The organism is Streptomyces sp. NPDC048415 (genome assembly GCF_040651675.1).
In the GTDB taxonomy this organism is placed as follows: domain Bacteria; phylum Actinomycetota; class Actinomycetes; order Streptomycetales; family Streptomycetaceae; genus Streptomyces.
Genome location: NZ_JBEZKJ010000017.1, coordinates 38,136 through 53,647, shown reverse-complemented (window position 1 = coordinate 53,647; position 15,512 = coordinate 38,136). Strand labels below are relative to the sequence as shown.

Below are 15,512 nucleotides of genomic sequence, written 5' to 3'. Positions count from 1 at the left end.
CACGCCGGTTGCCCCCACTATGGGCGAGTGCCTTTCCAGGCCACGGTGGTGTGCCTTTGGGCCACGGGGGGTCGTCCATGCGGCGTTCGCTGTATGTCATCGCGCTTTTGGGACTGCTGAGCGCGTTCGTTCCGGCCGGGGCGGCGTCGGCCAGGACATGCGACGGGCAGCTCGCGCAGCGGCTTCGGTGCTGGTCCGGACTGATCGATGCCGGGCCCGTCGAGATCACCCTGGATCAGGCGCTGCCGCTCGACAGCAAGGCGAAGGACCTCAAGGCCATAGAGCGGGAACTGGCCACCCGCGACCAACTCGTGGTCCGGGTGCCCGCGGGCGCGCACACCGGCGAGGGCGGAACGGTGCTGCTCGCGCTGGCGGGCGGCCGTCTCGTGGCCCCGGACGCCAAGATCGACCGGCTGACGGACCCGGAGGTGCAGAAGTGGCTGGACGGCCTCGGCGCCTGCGATCGGCATGACGCGAGGAACCTGTGCGGCCTGATCGCGCCCACCAAGGGAAAGCAGCCCGAACTGGTCGGCAGTGAGCTGATCAGTCAGCGGAAGGCCGCGAACCTCTCGGACCACACGTTCAGGATCGGCCCCTCCACACCGCCCACCTCGAAGGCCCCCTCCCACAAGGAGTCCACGTCGAAGCCCGGCGACGGTTCCTCCCCGGGCACGGGCATGGACACCACCACCCAGGTCCTTGCCGTCCTCTGCGGCCTGCTCGTCCTCCTGCTCACCGCTCTGCTGTTCCTGATCCGGCGATCCTCCCGGGCGGTGGGCACCCTCTCCCGCCGTGCCCTCGCCGCACCGGGCGTCGGGGCCGTACCGTCCGCCGCCGCGCACCCCCGTACCGCCGACGAGGCCACCACCCGCCTGAGGGTCACGCCGGCACCCCGCTACGGACGTCGGGTCGGCAACGTACCGGGACCCGCCAGGTCCGCCGTCGTGCGCACCGAACTGCACCCCCAGGGCTATGTCGAGCTGGACCGCGTGCTGTACCGGGCGGTGTGGGCGGAGCCCGGCCGGCCGCCGCCCGCCCCCGGCGGACTCGTCGACGTCACCGACGCGCGGGAGCGGAACTCCGACGTCCTGTACGCGTTCCCGCCCACCACCGGACGGCACGCCAAAGGCACCCGGCCCTGAGACCAGGAGACACAGAGATGCACAGCGAATACCCGCCCACGCTGCCTGCGGAGTACGCCGACATCGAGTTCGAGAACAACGCGCAGCGGCTGCCGCTCGTGCTCTGTCTCGACACGTCGAGCTCCATGGCGGGAGCGCCCATCCAGGCCCTCAACAACGCGCTCAGGGAGTGGACCCGGGAACTGCACGACGACGTCAGCCTCAGCTACAGCGTCGAGGTCGCCGTGGTCACCTTCGGCGGCCAGGGCGTCGCCGCCTGGCGCGGCCCCCAACTCCTCCCGCCACGCGCCCCGGTGAGCCCCTTCGTGCCCGCGCACACCTTCCAGCCGCCGCAGCTCGGCGCCGCCGGGGTGACCCTGATGACCGAGGCGCTGGAGCTGTCGATGCACATCGTCGCGGCCCGCAAGGCGGAGCTGCGCGCCTCCGGACTCCAGTACTACCGGCCGCAGATCTGCCTGGTCACCGACGGGCTGCCGACCGACGGCACGGGTCATCTCACCGACTCCTGGCACCGGCTGGTCCCCGTCCTCGCCGAGGAGCAGCGCGCCCGCCGCTTCCGGCTGTACGCGATAGGCGTCGGCGGCATCACCGACATGGGCGAGCAGGTCCTCCAGGCGTTCGCGCCGAAGTTCAACGCCCGGCTGCAGGGATTCCCGTTCCGCGAGCTGCTCCAGATGATGTCCGCGAGCGCGAACGCCGAGCAGAAGGGCGCGGGCGACGAGGTCTTCGAGAAGATCTTCAGCCAGTTCAAGACCCAGCGCCCGGCCTGGGAATCCTGACCGATGGCCGCGGGTGACGAGCGTGCGGTGCCGTGGCGGATCCACGGCATGAGCGTCGAGGGCTACCGCCACCGCCGCCAGGGACTGCCCTGCCAGGACGCCTGCGCGTACAAGGTGTCGGCGTCGGTCGCGGTCCTCGCGGTGGCGGACGGCGCGGGCAGCAGGCCGCGCTCCGAGGAGGGGTCGCGGCTCGCGGTGGAGCTGGCCGCGGAGCACTTCGCGCGACGGGCCGCCGCGGCGGCGGAGTGCCAGCCGGGCGAGAGCGTGCACGAACTGCTCGAGGGCGCCTTCCGTGACGTCAGCAAGGTGTTCCTGGACAGAACCGGCGCCGACGCGGCGGACTTCGCCACCACCCTCACCGTCGTGGTGCTCGCGCCGGGCTGGCTCGGCCATCTCACCGTGGGCGACGGCTTCGTCGTGCTGCGCGCCGGTACGGAGGACGGGGAGCGGCAGTTCCATCTGCTGCCGCAGACGGCGGCGGTCAGCGAGTACAGCAACGAGACGGTCTTCCTCACCTCGCCGGACGCGGCCCGCTGGGTGCACACCGACTGTGTGTCCGACGAAGGCATCGACGGGGTGCTGCTGTCCACCGACGGACTGGTGCAGGCCGCGCTCAACCGCTCCGGGGGCGGCGGCGCGCTGTCCCCGAACGTCTCCTTCGTGGACGCCGTGTTCCGCTCCCTCGACGCTCCCGGGCCCGTGACCGACGACGCCCACGAGGGCCTGGCCACACTACTGAGGTCGGACCGGCTCACCGCCCTGAACGCCGACGACAAGACGCTGCTGCGGGCCGTGCTCAGGGCGCGGCCATGAGCGGCCTCACCGTGTTCCTGGACGGCAAGCCCGTCACCCTGGCTGAACTGCCGTTGAAGGGCGGAGGCCAGGCGGCGGTCTTCCCGGTCGTCGGCGACGACGGGATCGTCGTGAAGCTCTACCGCGAACCACCGGGCCTCGAACAGGAGCGGCGGCTGATGCGGATGCTGACCATGTCCCCGCTCGCCGCCCGCCCCACCGACCGCTCCCAGCCGCCCGAACTGGCCTGGCCCACCGCCCTCGCGCGCGGCCCCCACGGCGAGTTCCTCGGCTATGCCATGCGCCGCTTCGGCGAACCCCAACACGTCCAGCTGATCGGCCTGTTCACCCGCGCCCAGCGCCTCAAGCTCTTCGCCGACCGGGCCGACTGGCGCTTTCTGCTCGGCGTCGCCTGGAACCTAGCCTTCATGACCGCCCGCATGCACTACGACAACCTCGTCATCGGCGACTTCTCCAGCAGCAACGTGGTCGTCGACGCCAACGGCTTCGTCACCTTCCTCGACTGCGACTCGATCGCCTTCAACGACCCGGTGACCGGGGAACTCTTCCCCTGTCTGATGCACACCACCGACTACTCGTCCCCCGAGCGCCAGGCCGGCGGCCCCGCCACCCGCGCCACCGACGACTTCGCCCTCGCCGTCCTCGTCTACCAGCTGCTGACCGCCGGCAACCATCCCTTCGGCGGCGTCCCGCACGACAGCGCCTCCGAGTCGACCGTCAAGGACAACATCGCCGCCAGCTGCTCCTACGTCGTCCGCCCGGAGCGCGTCGTCATCCCGCGCGGCACCATCGACCCCTCCGTGCTGCCCCCCGAACTCCTCACCCTGGCCCGCGCCGCCTTCGGCCCCGGCGTGCAGGCCCCCGCCGCCCGCCCCCCGGCGGAGGCCTGGCTGCGCGCCCTCGACAAGGAACGCTCCCTGGTACGCGGCTGCCAGAGCCGCCCGCTGCACGCGTACGGCTCCCATCTGCAGTCCTGCCCCTGGTGCGGCCGGGCGGCGGTCACCGGACACGACGTGTTCAACGGGCCGACACCGGTGCCCGTCCCGGACACGCCGCGGGCGGAGGGGACCGGCGGAGCGTGGCCCACGGCACTGAAGGTCGCCCTGCTGATCGCGGTGGTGGTGATCCTGATCGTCATCGCCACGCAGGGGGGATGAGCCCCTACCGCGTGCGCCCCCGGTCCTCCGGATACCGCGTGTGCGACTCCTGCCGTCGCGCCTCGGTCTCCCGCAGCGCCACCGCCGGCCGGTCCGACTCCTCGTGCAGCACGGTGAGTTGGCGCTCCAGGTGACGCTCCGGCGGTTCGCTGCCGGGTGCCGGCCGGGGTCCACCACCGCGTCCGCACGAAGGTGTCGCCGGCCTCGGGAATGTCCTGCCGGACGGCGCGGGACAGCACGTGTACGCCCCCGGGTCCTGGGCGAGGACCTCGGCGCCCCAGCCGGGGTCCAGCAGGGCGGCCAGGAGGTCGGTCAGCCCGGTGAGCCAGCCGGCCGCGGCGGGCGGCAGCTCGACGCCGTCCAGATACTCCCGGGCCTGCCGAATCGCCCCGCAGCTCCTTAAGGGCCGCGGCCTGCCGGTGGCGCGGGGGGCGCGGCTCGGGCGCTCCAGTTGTGCCGAGGGGTCCGGGAAGTCCGGAAGGGCGGCGCGCTCGGGCGGGGCGATCAGGGCGCCCGCACCGTACAGGCCCGCGACGACGACCGGCCGGTACGGGCCCGCGACCCGATCGCTGGTTGTGGCGCCCGGTCCGCGCGTCGCTGTGGGTGCGCGCGGACCGGGGCCGTCTGAGGGGAGCCCGGGGGCTCAGCGGGACGCGAGTTCGCGGGGGTCGGCGGCGGAGGCGTGGGCGTCCATGCGCTCGGCGGCGAGGATCGCGGCGGCCGTGTCCGCGCGGGACGCCGCGACGACGAGGGCGCGTCCGGCGAGGGCGTGCGCCCGGTGGTGGAGTGCCGCAAGCCGCGGCTCATGGTCGGCGGCGGTCGCCGAGGAGCGTACGGGCGGCACTCCGTCCCGCAGTCGCGCCACCTGCTCGGCGAGCCGCTCGGCCGCCGTGTCCAGATCGGCGGACGGGGCGAGCGCGCGGATCTCGTCCGTCACCGCGAGCAGCGCGGCGAGGTGGCCGGCGAGCTGGATGTCCAGCTCCTCCTCGCGCGAGCGGTGGGGGAAGTCGGAGGGGGCAGGGCCGGCCATCGTGTGGACCGACTTGGTGCGGATCGGTTCGTACATGGGATGGCCTCCTGTGCGCTGACAGGAAGCCATCCTAGCTTAGATTCCGTCTAAAGTTGAGCCTGGTCGCAGAAGTCGTCACCGCGCCCACCCAGCGTGAGCGTCACGGCTGGCTGTAGCCGTCCAGGAAGTTCCCGATCCTCGTCACCGCGTCGGTCAGATCGCCGACGGTCGGCAGCGTGACCACCCGGAAGTGGTCCGCCTTGGGCCAGTTGAAGCCCGTCCCCTGGACGACCATGATCTTCTCGCGGCGCAGCAGGTCGAGCACGAGCTGCCGGTCGTCCTTGATCTTGAAGACGTTCGGATCGAGGCGCGGGAAGAGGTAGAGCGCCCCCTTCGGCTTCACGCAGCTCACGCCGGGGATCTGCGTCAGCAGCTCGTAGGCGACGTCCCGCTGCTCCTTCAGCCGTCCGCCGGGCAGCACCAGGTCGTTGATGGTCTGCCGCCCGCTGAGCGCGGCGACCACACCGTGCTGCCCCGGCATGTTCGCGCACAGTCGCATGTTCGCGAGGATCGTCAGGCCCTCGATGTAGGAGTCGGCGTGCGCGCGCGGGCCCGAGATCGACATCCAGCCGACCCGGTAGCCCGCCACCCGGTATGCCTTCGACATGCCGTTGAAGGTGAGCGTGAGCAGGTCCGGGGCGATCTTGGCGGTCGCCGTGTGGGTGGCGCCGTCGTACAGGATCTTGTCGTAGATCTCGTCGGAGCAGACCAGGAGGTTGTGGCGCCGGGCGATGTCCGTCAGGCCCCGGAGCATCGCGTCGTCGTACACCGCGCCCGTCGGGTTGTTCGGGTTGATGATGACGATCGCCTTGGTGCGGTCGGTGACCTTCCGCTCCACGTCCGCGAGGTCGGGCATCCAGTCGGACTGCTCGTCGCAGTGGTAGTGCACGGCCGTACCGCCCGACAGGGATACCGCGGCGGTCCACAGCGGGTAGTCCGGGGCGGGTACGAGGACCTCGTCCCCGTCGTCCAGCAGGCCCTGCATCGCCATCACGATCAGCTCGGAGACGCCGTTGCCGACGAAGACGTGCTCCACGTCCGTCTCGATGCCGAGGGTCTGGTTGTGCATGACCACCGCCCGGCGGGCCGCGAGCAGGCCCTTCGCGTCGCCGTACCCGTGCGCCGAGGAGACGTTGCGGAGGATGTCCTCCAGGATCTCGGGGGGACACTCGAAGCCGAACGCCGCCGGGTTGCCCGTGTTGAGCTTGAGGATGCGGTGACCGGCCGCTTCGAGCCGCATCGCCTCCTCAAGAACCGGACCCCGGATCTCGTAGCAGACGTTGGCGAGCTTCGTGGACTGGATCACCTGCATGTCCGTGAGCTTACGGCCGCGTAACGCCCAGCGGGGCGTGTTTTTCACCACGTGAGACGTGGCGGTTTGGTCATCTTTGTCCCCGCGCTACGCCGCAAGCCCTTACGGTCTCTACAATTCGCGCCCATGTCCTGGCAGAGCGGCGATCCCGAAGCCCCGCCGAAGGTGTACCTCCCGCGGCCCGACGGCGAGGCGCCCCCGGCCTACGAGACGTACGCGGATCCGGCGGAGGCGCACGGCTGGCGGGAGGGACAGGAGGACGGCGGCGCCGGTGCGGGGGAGACGTACGGCGACGGCGACGACACCCTCGTACAGCGTGCTGTCCCCGATGCGCCGCCGGGGCGGCACGAGCGGCTGCTGCGCCGGCGCCGTGCCCGGCTGGTGCGCCGGGCCGCGGTGGGGGCCGGGGTGGGGTGTGCCGTTCTGCTCGCCGTCGTGGTCTCGGGAGTCTTCGACTCCGGGGCGTCCACGGGCCCTCGGACCTCGGGGGGCGGCGGGGGCGACAGCGCTCGCGAGGACGCCTCCTCGACGCCGTCCGCGCCGGCCGCGACCGCCACGGGCGGTGGCACGCAGGGGCCGTCACCCGACGCCTCGCGCTCCTCCGCGAGCCCGAGCGCCCTCTCGTCCGCTACGGCGGTGTCCGCGTCCCCGTCCCCGAGCGTCTCCGCCGCCCCCGCGTCCACGGCCTCCGCGACCGTCTCGGCGACCGCCACGGCCGATTCCGGCCCGGGTAACTCGGGTGGCAGCCCCGGCCACGGGCAAGGTGCTACGAAGCGGCCCAAGTAGCCGCCGACCCAAGTAAGTTGGCTCTGCCGTAACGGGGGAGGCAGGGCGTGGAGTTCTCGCTGTTGAACGACGAGCCGGTGGTGGCGCCGGGGGACGATCTGCTGGGGGCCGGGCGGGCCGCCAAGGAGCTCGCCGAGCTGCTGTGCGACTCGCGGTCCGCGACCCCGTTCACCCTGGCGGTGGACGCCGGCTGGGGCATGGGCAAGAGCAGTCTGATGAAGCTGCTCGACGCGGAGCTGCGGAGCAGGAGTGTCCCCACGCTCTGGTACAACGCCTGGACCTCGACCGGGGCAGACGCGCTGGAAGGCCTGATCAAGTCCGTCCTGATGAAGTTCGACAAGCGGCTGCTGCGGCGGGCGGCCCACCGGGTGTCGGAGCAGCGGGTGGTGATCGGGGTCGTACGGGCCGCGCTCACGCTCCTCGCGGGGCCGCTCGGGGCCGCCGGACTCGTCGACCGGCTGTGGCGCGACCTCTCCGTCGACCCGCAGGCCCGCAACACGATGCGGGACGAGCTGCGCAAGCTCGCCGCGGCGTGGGCGGAGTCGACGCCGTACCAGCCCCGGCGGATGCTCGTCGTCTTCATCGACGACCTCGACCGCTGCTCCGAGGAGACGGTCCTCGCGGTGTGCGAGGCGGTCAAGGTGTACCTGGACGTTCCCGGGCTGGCCTTCGTCATCGGCTGCGACCGGTCGGCGCTCGGACCGAGCGGGCTGTTGCGCGATCTGTCCCCGGCGGGGTCGGCGTTCATGGAGAAGATCTTCCAGACGAGCTACCGGGTGCCGGTGCCGGGCGTCGACAAGGTGAAGGAGTACGTCGGCCACTGCGCCGAACGCTCCGGCCTCGAGGACCTGCTCGGCGAGAACCTGGTGGATCTGATCGCCACCCACTCGTCCCGCAATCCGCGCCGGATCAAGAAGCTCCTCAACGGGTTCGGCCTTGAGCGGGCCCTCAACCTCGTGTGGGAGCCCTTCAGTTCGGGGGCGGTGATCCGCATTCTGCTGCTCCAGCAGCTCTATCCCGACTTCTACCGCACACTGCTCGCCCGCGATGGCGCCGATGTGCACGGGATTCACGAGTTCCTCCGCTACCGGAGGGTCCGGCAGGTGCTGAACCAGCCCTTCGCACCTCCCACCCCGGAAGCCTGGGAGGCCGCGGCCGAGTGCCTTGCCGCGTACGACCTGGCCGCACCGGCCAGGAATCTGCCCGAGTCCTGGGGTTCGTCGCTGGCCCAGCTGGAGGAGTGTCTGCCCACCGGCTTCCCGGGACTGGTTCTCGACCAGAACTTCGTCACCCTCATGAGGGAGTTGGTCCTGCTGGACGAACTGGACGCCCTGGTCGAGCAGTTGCAGCAGGGCGCCCCCTCGGTCGTCGTGGCCGACCCCGACACCGAGCCCCCGCCGGCGGGATCGGCGGGAACTTCCCGCACTCCCGCGCCGTACGCGGGCATGCAGCTGCTGTGGATCGACGACCACCCCGACCGGAACGCCGAGTTCGTCGAGCGTCTGGAGGCCCAGGGGGCCCGGGTCTGGGTGGCCACGGACCGGGAGCGAGCCGAGCACGTGCTCGGCGTCACCCGCATCGACCTGCTGATCTCCGACGTACAGCGCGGACTCGACCGCGACGCGGGCATCACCGATCTCCGTAGCTGGCGGGAGCGCGAACGGTACGCGGGACCCGCGGTGTTCTTCACCAGTCGCATCACCCCGAGCCGTGAGGCGAGCGCCTCGGCCCTCGGCGCGCGGATCGCCACCAGCCCCGCGGTGCTCTTCCAGTACGTCGACGAGACACAGGGACAAGCCGACAAGCCGAACGCTGGGTGAGTCGTGTGAAAGGGAAGGATTCGCGGGTAATTCACCTAAGCACCGTCCCGTACTCGACCTGGGCCGAACTTCCGTGTGGTCAGAATCCACCGGATGGCCGCATGCCCGGCAGGCGCGGTGCCGCGAGCGTCGCCCTCGCCCTCGCCTTCGCCCTCGCCTTCGCCTTCGCCTTCGCCCTCGCCCTCGCCCTCGCCCTCGCCGGGAGCCTCGGACCGGCTTCGCGGCCATGGAGCGGTCAAGAGCCCCGGACGAACGGGCCGTCGGCAGCCCCGACTCGGCCGGAATCAACTCCTTGCCCCCGAGCCCCTCGACCCTCACAATGCGCATGACAAAAAAGAAGGTGACCGGAAAGTCTCCTGTCGCCCCTGTCGCAAGAGGGGACCCCCACATGAGAAAGCCTCTCGTTGCCGCGCTCTTCGCCCTGGTGATCGCCGGAGCAGGCGTGGTACCCGCGGTCGCGGCACCCGCGCCCGCACCGGCTGAGCAGGCGTCGACCGCTCAGGCGCCCCATGCCCAACCGGCCCTCCGGGCCGTCGACTTCGCCGGCACCGTCGCGCTCAGCAACTGTTCCGGCTCGGTCATCCGGATGCCGAACTCCGAGGACGACGACCCGGCACTCGTGCTGTCCAACGGCCACTGCCTGGAGACCGGCTTCCCGGAGCCCGGCGAGGTCATCGTCGACCAGTCGTCCACCCGTTCCTTCAGCCTGCTCAACTCCGCCGGGACGAAGGTCGCGACCCTGCGCGCGAGCAAGGTCGCGTACTCGACGATGACCGACACGGACGTCACGATCTACCAGCTCACCCGCACCTACGCGCAGATCAAGAGCTCGTACGGCATCAGCGCGCTGACGCTGAGCGACACGCATCCGGTCGCCGGGACCGCCATCAAGGTCGTCTCCGGCTACTGGAAGCGGATCTACAGCTGCAACATCGACGGGTTCGTGTACCGCCTGAAGGAGGGCGGCTGGACCTGGAAGGACTCGGTCCGTTACACCTCCGCCTGCAACACCATCGGCGGTACGTCGGGTTCGCCCGTGATCGACACCTCCACCGGCAAGGTCGTCGCCGTCAACAACACCGGTAACGAGGACGGCGAGACCTGCACCGAGAACAACCCCTGTGAGGTCGACACGAGCGGGAACGTGACGATCCATCAGGGCATCAACTACGCCGAGGAGACCTACCAGATCGTCCCCTGCTTCGGTCTCGACAACAAGCTCGACCTGAGCCGCACCGGGTGCACCCTGCCCAAGCCGTAAGAGGTACGCGGCGGGCGGTCATCCGGTGACATCGCGGCGGACCGCCCGCCCCGCCAGTACGTCCGTCCTGCGCCCGTCATCGATCACGAAGCGGCCGTCGACGAGGACGTACGGGATACCGGTCGGCGGGGTGCGCGGCGCCTCGAAGGTGGAGCCCGCCGCGACCGTGGCCGGGTCGAAGAGGACCAGGTCGGCGCGGTGGCCCTCGCGGACGGTCCCGCGGTCGGGCAGGCGCAGGCGGGCGGCGGGGCGGCCGGTGAGATGGGCGACGCACTCCTCCAGGGACAGAACGCCCAACTCCCGCACGTAGCGGCCGAGATAGTGCGGGAAGGTGCCGTACGCGCGCGGGTGCGGCTTGTCGCCGCGCAGGATGCCGTCGGAGCCGCCCGTGTGCACCGGGTGCCGCATGATCGCCCGGACGTTCTCCTCGTGGCCGACGTGCTGGAGGATCGTCGAGCCGAGGCGGTCCTCGATGAGCAGGCGGCGGGCGGTGCGCCAGGGGGTCTCGCCACGTTCGTCGGCGCAGTCCCGCAGCGTCTTGCCGACGTAGGACGCGAGTGCGGGGTCGCTCACCCCCGAGATCTCGATCGTCTCCCACTCGATGGGCACGCCGTGGCAGCCGTCGGAGCCCACGACCTCCAGGTGGTGCCGGATCCGCTCGGCGGTCGCGTCGTCCCGCAGCCGGGCGAGGATCACCTCCGGTCCGCCCTCGCTCGCCCAGCTGGGCAGCATCGCCACGAGCGTGGTGCAGCCGGGGGTGTAGGGATAGGTGTCCAGGCTGATGTCGGCGCCCTGCGCGAGCGCTTTGTCCAGAAGGGCGAGCAGGTCCGGGGCCCTGCCCTTGTTCACGCCGAAGTTCATGGTGGCGTGGGCGAGGTGGAGCGGGCAGCCGGCCTCGCGGGTGAGGGCGATCATCTCCTCGTACGCCTCCAGGGCGCCCGCCCCGTAGGAACGGTGGTGCGGGCAGTAGTAGCCGCCGTGCGCCGCGACGACCCGGCACAGCTCCGTGAGTTCGGCGTCCTGGGCGTACATCCCGGGCGTGTACGTCAGACCGGACGACATCCCGACGGCGCCCTCCCGCATGCCGTCGGCCACCAACTGCCGCATCCGGTCCAGCTCCCGGGGAGTCGCCTCGCGGTTCTCCCAGCCGACGACGAGCGCCCGCACCGTGCCCTGGGGGATCAGATACGCGGCGTTCACCGCGATGCCCTGGTCCAGACGGTCCAAGTACTCGCCGACCGACCGCCAGCTGAAGTCGATGTCGTCCCCCGGCCCGTTCCAGCCGGTGATCGCCCGGCGGACCTCGGCGAGCGTACGGTCGTCCACCGGCGCGTACGACAGCCCGTCCTGGCCGATGACCTCCAGCGTGACGCCCTGCGCCGCCTTCGCGCTGTGGTCCGGGTCGCTCAGCAGGGCCAGGTCGCTGTGCGCGTGCATGTCGATGAAACCGGGTGCCAGGACCAGGCCCTCGGCGTCCACCTCCCGCATCGCGAGGGGGCGTTGGCATCCCGCCGCCGCAGCCTCCTGGACGATCGCGACGATCCTGCCGTCGTCGACGACCACATCGGCGCGGTAGGAGGGCGCGCCGGTGCCGTCCACGACGTCCGCGTCACGGATGACGAGATCCATCACGGCGGTCTCCTGTCTCCTAGAAGAAGGTGCGGACGTAGTCGACGACCGTGCCGTCCGCCTCGACCAGCGGAATCAACTGCCACTTGTCGAAGGACGTACAGGGATGGGACAGGCCCATGCCGAGCCAGTCCCCGACCCGCAGGTCCGCCTCCGGGGCGGTGCGGATCCAGGCGTGCTGGTCGGACAGCCCGGTGACCGTGATGCCGGTGGCCGGGCGCTCGGTGCCGTCCCGGCGGACCACCTGCGCCTCCGGAAGGTCCAGGTCGTACGCCGCGTCCCGCTTGCCCGCGTTGGCGAAGGCCTGCTCGGGGGAGGGGCGGGAGACGACCTGGGCCCAGAGCCGGAAGGCGGGGTGCAGGGCGCCCTCCTCGGGGACCCGTGCGAACGGCGTGAGCCTGCGGTAGTGGCCGTCGTCGTGCGAGACGTATGCGCCGGAGCGCAGCAACTTCAGTACCGGCAGGGAAAGTTCGGGGATCTCCGCGAAGACGTCGGCCACCGCGTCGAACCAGGCGCTGCCGCCCGCGCTGACCACGATCTCCTCGAGCCCCGAGAACCGGCCCGCCTTGTCGAAGTCCACCGCGAGGCCGGTCAGCCGGCGCAGCCACGCGTGCACGCGCTCGGGGTCCGCCTGCGGGACCTCGCCCTCGTAGCCCGCCACGCCGACCAGGCGGAGCGTCGCCGTCGCGGCCACCGCGTCCGCGACCGCCGCGCAGTCCGTCTCCGTACGGACGCCGGTGCGGGCGCCCTCGCCGGCGGCGAGCTCGACTACGACGTCCACGGGGCGGGCGGTCTCCCGCAGCGCGGCGTCCATCAGCTGTACGCCGCGTACCGAGTCGACGTAACAGACGAAGCGGAAGCCGGCGTCCCGGGCCAGTTCGGACGCGATCCAGCGCAGGGCCGCCGCGTCGACAAGCTCGTTCGCGAGGAAGATCCGGTCGATCCCGAACTCCCGTGCCACGCGGACCTGGTGGGGGACCGCGAGGGTGATGCCCCAGGCGCCGTGCTCGATCTGCTTCCAGAACAGCTGGGGGGCCATCGAGGTCTTGCCGTGCGGGGCGAAGGCGAGGCCGTGGCGGGTCGCGTACGTCTCCATCAGTTCGAGGTTGTGCTGGAGGCGCTCGGCGGAGAGGGCCAGGACGGGGGTGGTGAAGCCGTCCGTGAAGAGGCTGCGGCGCTGGGCGGCCAGCTCGCCGACGGTCAGGCCGGCCGCGTCCGGGGGGAGGCCCTTGAAGCGGTGGTCGACGCGGTCCGCCGTGAGAGCGGCCAGCTGTGCTGCGGCGGTGTCGGCGCCCATGGGGCCTCCTTGATGAGGTGCGTTGCAGGTGCGTTGCGTTGTATGCAACGGTCATTGCGTATGTCGCTTACTGCTGTCTAACATCCCAGCCAACGCAGGGTCAACGGTGCCGTTGGCCGCGAGAGCGAGGAGTCCCCACCATCGTGACCATCAACGGGCAGGCATGTGCGACATCCCACGACGCGGCCGTCGTCGACGTCGTCGCGCTCGGCGAGTCCATGGTCACCTTCCTGCCGTCCCGCCCGGGCCGCCTCGCCGACGTGCCCTCGTTCGAGCGGGGGATCGGGGGCGCGGAGTCGAATGTCGCGTGCGTACTCGCCGCCGCCGGGCACCGCGTCCGATGGATCGGCCGGGTCGGCGAGGACGGCTTCGGCGATCACCTCGTCGACGCCATCCGTTCGTACGGCGTCGACACCTCCGCCGTATGCCGGGACCCCGCGCGTCCGACCGGCGTCTACTTCCGCACGGCGGGGGACCGGGCGACCGACGGCCACGAGGTGGCCTACTACCGGGCCGGTTCGGCCGCCTCCGCGATGGCGGTCGAGAACGTGGACCTGGACGCCGTCCGCTCCGGCCGCGTACTGCATCTGTCCGGCATCACCGCCGCGCTCTCCGAGGACTGCCTCGGCCTGATGCGCGAGCTCACCGCGCGCGGGCCCGGGCGACGTCCGCTCGTCTCCTTCGACGTCAACCACCGCCCCGGGCTGTGGCGCGAGGCCGCGGGACCGCGCGTCCTGCTCGACCTCGCGCGCGGCGCCGACCTCGTCTTCGTCGGTGACGACGAGGCGCGGGACGCCTGGGGGCTGTGCGGGGCGCGGGCGATCCGCGACGCGCTGCCCGAGCCGGACGTCCTGGTCGTCAAGCAGGGCGGGGGCGGGGCGACCGTCTTCGACAGCACGGGCGACGCGGGCGCCGAGGACGCCACATTCGTACCGGCCCTGCGCGTCGACGTGGTGGCCGCCGTCGGCGCCGGGGACGCCTTCGCCGCCGGGTTCCTGTCGGCGACCCTGCGCGGGCTCCCCGCCAGGGACCGGCTGCGGCACGGCCACCTCATGGCCGCCGCCGCCCTCACCGTCCCCGGCGACCTCGGCACGCCGCCCTCCCGGGGCCACGCCGACCGGCTGGCCGCCCTGGACGACGGTGCGTGGGAGAGACTTCGACTCGGCCCCGGCTGGACCGAAGCCGTCACGCGGGCCGCGGAGGAGGTACGTACCCCATGAGCCAGACCGTCGACCGAGCGCTGAGCATCCTGCCGCTGCTCGCCGAGGGGCCCGCCGACCTCGGGCAGGTCGCCGACCGCCTCGGCGTCCACAAGTCCACGGCCCTCCGCCTGCTGCGCACCCTGCACGAGCACGGCCTCGTCTACCGCCAGTCCGACCAGCGCTACCGCCTCGGCGCCCGCCTCTTCGCCCTCGCCCAGGAAGCCGTCGAGAACCTCGACGTCCGCGAGATCGCCCACCCCCACCTCGTACGGCTGAACGAACAGTGCGGGCACACCGTCCACCTCGCCGTGTACGAGGAGAACGAGGTCCTCTACATCGACAAGGTGGAGAGCCGCTATCCGGTGCGCATGTACTCGCGGATCGGGAAGCCGGTGGCCATCACCGTCGCGGCCGTCGCGAAGCTGCTCCTCGCCGACCTGCCCGAAGCCGAGCGCCGCTCCCTCGCGGAGAAGCTCGACTACCCCCTGTACACGGCCCGTTCGATCCCCGGCGCCGCCGCCTTCCTCAAGGAACTGGCGACGGTGCGCGAACAGGGCTGGGCCACCGACCTCGGTGGCCACGAGGAGTCCATCAACTGCGTCGCCGCGCCCATCCGCGGCGCCGACGGACGCGTCGCCGCCGCCATGTCGCTCTCCGCGCCCAACGTCGTCGTCACCGCCGACGAACTCCTCACCCTGCTCCCGCTGGTGCGCCGCACGGCGGACGCCATCAGCAGCGACTACTCAGGCAAGACACCGGCAAAGGACCCCGTATGACGGACAAGATCGCCCTCACCCCCACGACCCACACCACCCCGCCCGCCAAGTTCTCGCACGGCGTCAAGAAGGGGAACATCCTCCAGGTCGCAGGGCAGGTCGGCTTCCTCCCGGCCGAGGAGGGCAAGCCCCCGACACCCGCGGGCCCGACCCTGCGCGAGCAGACCTTCCAGACCCTCGCCAACGTTCGGGCGATCCTCGAAGAGGGCGGCGCGAGCTGGGACGACGCGATGATGATCCGCGTCTACCTCACGGACGTCGACCACTTCGCCGAGATGAACCAGATCTACAACCAGTACTTCGAGGAGCAGGGCCTCACCGCGCCCCCCGCCGCCCGCACGACGGTCTACGTCGGCCTGCCGGCCGGACTCCTCATCGAGATCGACGCCCTCGCCGTCCTCGGCTGACGGCCACTCAACTCCCGCACCCCGTACGTCGTCACGGTGCGGCGCCCCTTGTTCCCTCGGGC

14 protein-coding genes and 1 pseudogene are annotated in these 15,512 nt (G+C 71.6%); 10 read left to right on the top strand and 5 right to left on the bottom strand.

Features of this window, described 5'->3' with window-relative positions:
* The first annotated feature begins 77 nt into the window (after positions 1-77).
* The 4 genes from AB0D27_RS14490 to AB0D27_RS14475 are packed head-to-tail and all read left to right on the top strand — an operon-like array spanning position 78 to position 3,891.
* Entirely contained in the window at positions 78-1,142 is a 1,065-nt protein-coding gene (locus tag AB0D27_RS14490; protein WP_362507187.1) for a hypothetical protein, read from the top strand.
* A gap of 17 nt (positions 1,143-1,159) precedes the next feature.
* Positions 1,160-1,921, top strand: coding sequence for a hypothetical protein (locus AB0D27_RS14485; protein ID WP_362507184.1), 762 nt, complete (start codon positions 1,160-1,162; stop codon positions 1,919-1,921).
* Between the two features lie 3 nt (positions 1,922-1,924).
* Positions 1,925-2,734, top strand: a complete 810-nt coding sequence (locus tag AB0D27_RS14480; RefSeq protein WP_362507181.1) for a PP2C family serine/threonine-protein phosphatase — start codon at positions 1,925-1,927, stop codon at positions 2,732-2,734.
* Positions 2,731-3,891, top strand: coding sequence for a hypothetical protein (locus tag AB0D27_RS14475; RefSeq protein WP_362507178.1), 1,161 nt, complete (start codon positions 2,731-2,733; stop codon positions 3,889-3,891). The genes AB0D27_RS14480 and AB0D27_RS14475 overlap by 4 nt, the downstream gene beginning before the upstream one ends.
* A gap of 4 nt (positions 3,892-3,895) precedes the next feature.
* Here AB0D27_RS14475 and AB0D27_RS14470 read toward each other — a convergent pair.
* From AB0D27_RS14470 to AB0D27_RS14460, 3 genes and pseudogenes are all read right to left on the bottom strand, one after another.
* Positions 3,896-4,417 (bottom strand): annotated as a pseudogene (locus AB0D27_RS14470) (hypothetical protein).
* A gap of 117 nt (positions 4,418-4,534) precedes the next feature.
* Positions 4,535-4,957 carry a hypothetical protein gene (locus tag AB0D27_RS14465; protein WP_362507175.1) on the bottom strand — a complete coding sequence of 141 codons (423 nt, stop codon included), beginning with the start codon at positions 4,955-4,957 and terminating at the stop codon, positions 4,535-4,537.
* A gap of 103 nt (positions 4,958-5,060) precedes the next feature.
* On the bottom strand, positions 5,061-6,272 hold the full coding sequence (locus AB0D27_RS14460) for a pyridoxal phosphate-dependent aminotransferase (RefSeq protein ID WP_362507172.1): 1,212 nt from the start codon (positions 6,270-6,272) through the stop codon (positions 5,061-5,063).
* A gap of 126 nt (positions 6,273-6,398) precedes the next feature.
* Between AB0D27_RS14460 and AB0D27_RS14455 the strand changes: the two genes are divergently transcribed.
* From AB0D27_RS14455 to AB0D27_RS14445, 3 genes are all read left to right on the top strand, one after another.
* On the top strand, positions 6,399-7,058 hold the full coding sequence (locus AB0D27_RS14455) for a hypothetical protein (RefSeq protein ID WP_362507169.1): 660 nt from the start codon (positions 6,399-6,401) through the stop codon (positions 7,056-7,058).
* A 47-nt stretch (positions 7,059-7,105) separates the two neighbouring features.
* Entirely contained in the window at positions 7,106-8,878 is a 1,773-nt protein-coding gene (locus AB0D27_RS14450) for a P-loop NTPase fold protein (RefSeq protein ID WP_362507166.1), read from the top strand.
* A gap of 388 nt (positions 8,879-9,266) precedes the next feature.
* On the top strand, positions 9,267-10,139 hold the full coding sequence (locus tag AB0D27_RS14445; protein WP_362507163.1) for a serine protease: 873 nt from the start codon (positions 9,267-9,269) through the stop codon (positions 10,137-10,139).
* An 18-nt stretch (positions 10,140-10,157) separates the two neighbouring features.
* On the opposite strand, the gene AB0D27_RS14440 is transcribed toward AB0D27_RS14445, so the two are convergent.
* Together AB0D27_RS14440 and AB0D27_RS14435 are read right to left on the bottom strand one after the other, a co-directional pair.
* Complete coding sequence (locus AB0D27_RS14440; protein WP_362507160.1) at positions 10,158-11,768, bottom strand: D-aminoacylase; 1,611 nt, start codon at positions 11,766-11,768, stop codon at positions 10,158-10,160.
* A gap of 19 nt (positions 11,769-11,787) precedes the next feature.
* Positions 11,788-13,065 (bottom strand): amino acid deaminase, encoded by a 1,278-nt coding sequence (locus AB0D27_RS14435; RefSeq protein WP_362507157.1) that lies wholly within the window; start codon positions 13,063-13,065, stop codon positions 11,788-11,790.
* Positions 13,066-13,208: 143 nt separating this feature from the next.
* Between AB0D27_RS14435 and AB0D27_RS14430 the strand changes: the two genes are divergently transcribed.
* Genes AB0D27_RS14430 through AB0D27_RS14420 form a run of 3 tightly spaced genes read left to right on the top strand, consistent with a single transcriptional unit; the run spans position 13,209 to position 15,450 of the window.
* On the top strand, positions 13,209-14,285 hold the full coding sequence (locus AB0D27_RS14430) for a sugar kinase (protein ID WP_362507154.1): 1,077 nt from the start codon (positions 13,209-13,211) through the stop codon (positions 14,283-14,285).
* On the top strand, positions 14,282-15,043 hold the full coding sequence (locus tag AB0D27_RS14425; protein WP_362507151.1) for an IclR family transcriptional regulator: 762 nt from the start codon (positions 14,282-14,284) through the stop codon (positions 15,041-15,043). The genes AB0D27_RS14430 and AB0D27_RS14425 overlap by 4 nt, the downstream gene beginning before the upstream one ends.
* Positions 15,040-15,450, top strand: coding sequence for a RidA family protein (locus AB0D27_RS14420; RefSeq protein WP_362507148.1), 411 nt, complete (start codon positions 15,040-15,042; stop codon positions 15,448-15,450). Before AB0D27_RS14425 ends, AB0D27_RS14420 begins: the two co-directional genes overlap by 4 nt.
* The last annotated feature ends 62 nt before the right edge of the window (positions 15,451-15,512 follow it).

Bases quoted from the DNA above. Each gene is read 5' to 3' on its own strand.
- AB0D27_RS14490 (WP_362507187.1), top strand. From the start codon at position 78: ATGCGGCGTTCGCTGTATGTCATCGCGCTTTTGGGACTGCTGAGCGCG.
- AB0D27_RS14485 (WP_362507184.1), top strand. From the start codon at position 1,160: ATGCACAGCGAATACCCGCCCACGCTGCCTGCGGAGTACGCCGACATC.
- AB0D27_RS14480 (WP_362507181.1), top strand. From the start codon at position 1,925: ATGGCCGCGGGTGACGAGCGTGCGGTGCCGTGGCGGATCCACGGCATG.
- AB0D27_RS14475 (WP_362507178.1), top strand. From the start codon at position 2,731: ATGAGCGGCCTCACCGTGTTCCTGGACGGCAAGCCCGTCACCCTGGCT.
- AB0D27_RS14465 (WP_362507175.1), bottom strand. From the start codon at position 4,957: ATGTACGAACCGATCCGCACCAAGTCGGTCCACACGATGGCCGGCCCT.
- AB0D27_RS14460 (WP_362507172.1), bottom strand. From the start codon at position 6,272: ATGCAGGTGATCCAGTCCACGAAGCTCGCCAACGTCTGCTACGAGATC.
- AB0D27_RS14455 (WP_362507169.1), top strand. From the start codon at position 6,399: ATGTCCTGGCAGAGCGGCGATCCCGAAGCCCCGCCGAAGGTGTACCTC.
- AB0D27_RS14445 (WP_362507163.1), top strand. From the start codon at position 9,267: ATGAGAAAGCCTCTCGTTGCCGCGCTCTTCGCCCTGGTGATCGCCGGA.
- AB0D27_RS14440 (WP_362507160.1), bottom strand. From the start codon at position 11,768: ATGGATCTCGTCATCCGTGACGCGGACGTCGTGGACGGCACCGGCGCG.
- AB0D27_RS14435 (WP_362507157.1), bottom strand. From the start codon at position 13,065: ATGGGCGCCGACACCGCCGCAGCACAGCTGGCCGCTCTCACGGCGGAC.
- AB0D27_RS14425 (WP_362507151.1), top strand. From the start codon at position 14,282: ATGAGCCAGACCGTCGACCGAGCGCTGAGCATCCTGCCGCTGCTCGCC.
- AB0D27_RS14420 (WP_362507148.1), top strand. From the start codon at position 15,040: ATGACGGACAAGATCGCCCTCACCCCCACGACCCACACCACCCCGCCC.